This window comes from Desulfatiglans sp. (assembly GCA_012513605.1).
Taxonomy (GTDB): Bacteria; Desulfobacterota; DSM-4660; order Desulfatiglandales; family HGW-15; genus JAAZBV01.
Map to the genome: position 1 here is coordinate 1 of JAAZBV010000056.1, position 2,381 is coordinate 2,381.

Annotated in this window: 4 protein-coding genes; 2 read left to right on the plus strand and 2 right to left on the minus strand. The window is 40.1% G+C overall.

Annotated elements, in window-relative coordinates; all coding sequences use genetic code 11:
- A partial coding sequence (locus tag GX654_07250; GenBank protein ID NLD36647.1) for an Rrf2 family transcriptional regulator occupies positions 1 to 367 on the minus strand: 367 nt, incomplete at its 3' end.
- A complete protein-coding gene (rpiB, locus tag GX654_07255; GenBank protein ID NLD36648.1) occupies positions 368 to 814 on the minus strand; it encodes a ribose 5-phosphate isomerase B in 447 nt (148 codons plus the stop codon).
- Between the two features lie 442 nt (positions 815 to 1,256).
- Here rpiB and nadA point away from each other — a divergent pair, with 442 nt between their 5' ends.
- Together nadA and GX654_07265 are read left to right on the plus strand one after the other, a co-directional pair.
- Positions 1,257 to 2,204: a quinolinate synthase NadA gene (gene nadA, locus GX654_07260; GenBank protein ID NLD36649.1), complete on the plus strand. Its 948-nt coding sequence runs from the start codon at positions 1,257 to 1,259 to the stop codon at positions 2,202 to 2,204.
- Between the two features lies 1 nt (position 2,205).
- Positions 2,206 to 2,381: hypothetical protein (locus tag GX654_07265; protein ID NLD36650.1), on the plus strand; the 176-nt coding region annotated here is incomplete at its 3' end.

The following is a 2,381-nucleotide window of genomic DNA, read 5'->3' on the forward strand; positions in this document are numbered from 1 at the left end:
CCAGTCTTACTTTTATCTCCCTCAGGTCATTGTGGAGTATGCACCGCCCGCCATCAGGTTTGTCAAGATTGCACTTCTCTCCTGTCACATAACAGCTGTCGAAAAAATCCCTGCCGTCAATGGCATCCACTATATCCATAAGGGTCAGCTTCTCCTGTGGTATTGACAGATAGAATCCGCCGTGAGGACCTTTGGTTGAATGAAGTATTTTCTTGCGCGCCAGTATCTGAAGTATCTTGGCCAGGTATGGTTGTGGTATCTTCAGCTGATCCGCAATTTCTTTCAATCCTGTGTTTCTGGTGGGTTCAGGTTTCAATGCGATGAATATCACAGCCCTGATGCCATATTTGCATGTTGCAGATAACATCTATCTACCGTTTAAAGGTATTTTGTCTATACGTCTCTTGTGCCTTCCTCCCTCAAATGCCGTTGTCAGGAAAGTCTTCACAATAATTATTGCCTCTTCCTCCTTGAGAAACCGTCCTGGTAATGCACAGACATTGGCATCGTTATGTGCCCTGGCCAGCCTGCTTATCTCTTCACTCCAGCATACCGCTGATCTTATCTTCTGATGCTTGTTACTGGCCATGTTAATGCCATTACCCGAACCACATATTGTGATTCCATAATTAAAATCACCCTTCTCCACGGCAATGGCCAGCGGATGCGCATAATCGGGATAATCAACACTGTCTTCTGAAAAACAACCCAGGTCCTTTACTTCATACCTGTTTGAGATCAGCCATCTTACCAGTTTCTCCTTCAACCTGAAACCGGCATGGTCTGAGGCAACTATAATTTTTTCCAAAATGATCTTATATTTTTATACAAATATAGCCCTGTAATAATTAAAAGAAAAGAAATCATAAAGAGTTTGAACTGTTAATAACATGTAACCGTCGCTTTAATTTTTTGTTCATTCTTTTGTCTGCTGGTCCACTTTTCAACACCATGTCATTTTTAATTGAATTCAAAATTTAATTCTTACAATTTTGACATTTTGTTTCAACCGCATCTGAACAGCCCGGAACAGCCTCATGCCTTCCTTATGACTTTTAACAAACCTGCCGTAACAATTGTTAATTATATGCATAATTCATTCTATTTCAGAAAAGGTATATTTTTTGATGTGTTGAAAAGGTGTTATTAATCATTTAACTCCCATTTTTGCAAAAGGAATCTTAAAATTGTTTCAACAGAACTAACAGCATATAATAACCATCATATATAAAATTTTTACAATTCAATAAATAATTATGATTGTTAATAACAATATATTACAGGAGATCGAAGCTCTGAAAAAAGAGAAGAATGCAATCATACTTGCTCACTATTATCAGACATCCGACATACAGGACATAGCAGATTTCATAGGCGACAGCCTGGCTCTCTCGCAGGAGGCTGCAAAGACAAAAGCTGATATGATAGTGTTTGCAGGCGTCAAATTTATGGCAGAAACAGCAAAGATACTTTCCCCTGAAAAAAAGGTAATAATACCTGATCTTCTTGCCGGATGTTCTTTGGCAGATTCATGCAAGAAGGAAGATTTTGAAAAATTCATTTCAGATAATCCGGGAAGAACGGTGGTGACATATGTGAATACAACTGCAGATATTAAGGCGCTGAGCGATATAGCATGTACTTCATCAAACGCCAGACAGATAATAGAATCATTGCCTGAAGATGAAAAGATAATCTTTGGACCGGACAGAAACCTGGGTAATTATATTAAGAGTCTTACAGGAAGGGATATACTTGTTTGGGACGGGGCCTGCCATGTGCATGAACAGTTCTCCCTGGAAGCAATACTGAAGATCAGGGAAGAAAATCCGGAAGCAAAAATAATTGCGCACCCTGAATGCGAAAAAACTGTCAGGCTTGTGGCAGACTATATAGGCTCAACCTCGGGTCTGCTTGCATTCGTTAAAAAGGATCCGGGTAAGGTATTCATTGTGGCAACCGAACCGGGCATTATTTACCAGATGAAAAAAGCAGAGCCGGAAAAAAAATTCATACCGGCACCTCCAAAAGATTCAACATGCGGTTGCAGCGAATGCAACTTCATGAAGCTTATCACACTTGAAAAGATATATAAATCACTTAAATTTGAAGAGCCGGAAGTAACTGTTGATCCGTCAATCATTGAACGTGCGGCAGTGCCTATCAGAAGAATGATTGAAATATCAGCTAAACTGGGCTTGTAAGATGAAGAAGATTATTCTGATAATGCTGGCATCTGTTTCTGCGCTGCTCGCTGCGCAGCAGAACACACAACTGCAGGACGGCTATCAGCAGTTCAGATATCCTAACGGGAACATATCAAGCGAAGGTTACATAAAAAATGGCAAGCCTGACGGTTACTGGAAAAGTTACTATGTGAC

What these genes read in the sequence shown, in the direction of transcription:
- nadA (NLD36649.1), top strand. Translation starts at nt 1,257, where the DNA reads ATGATTGTTAATAACAATATATTACAGGAGATCGAAGCTCTGAAAAAA.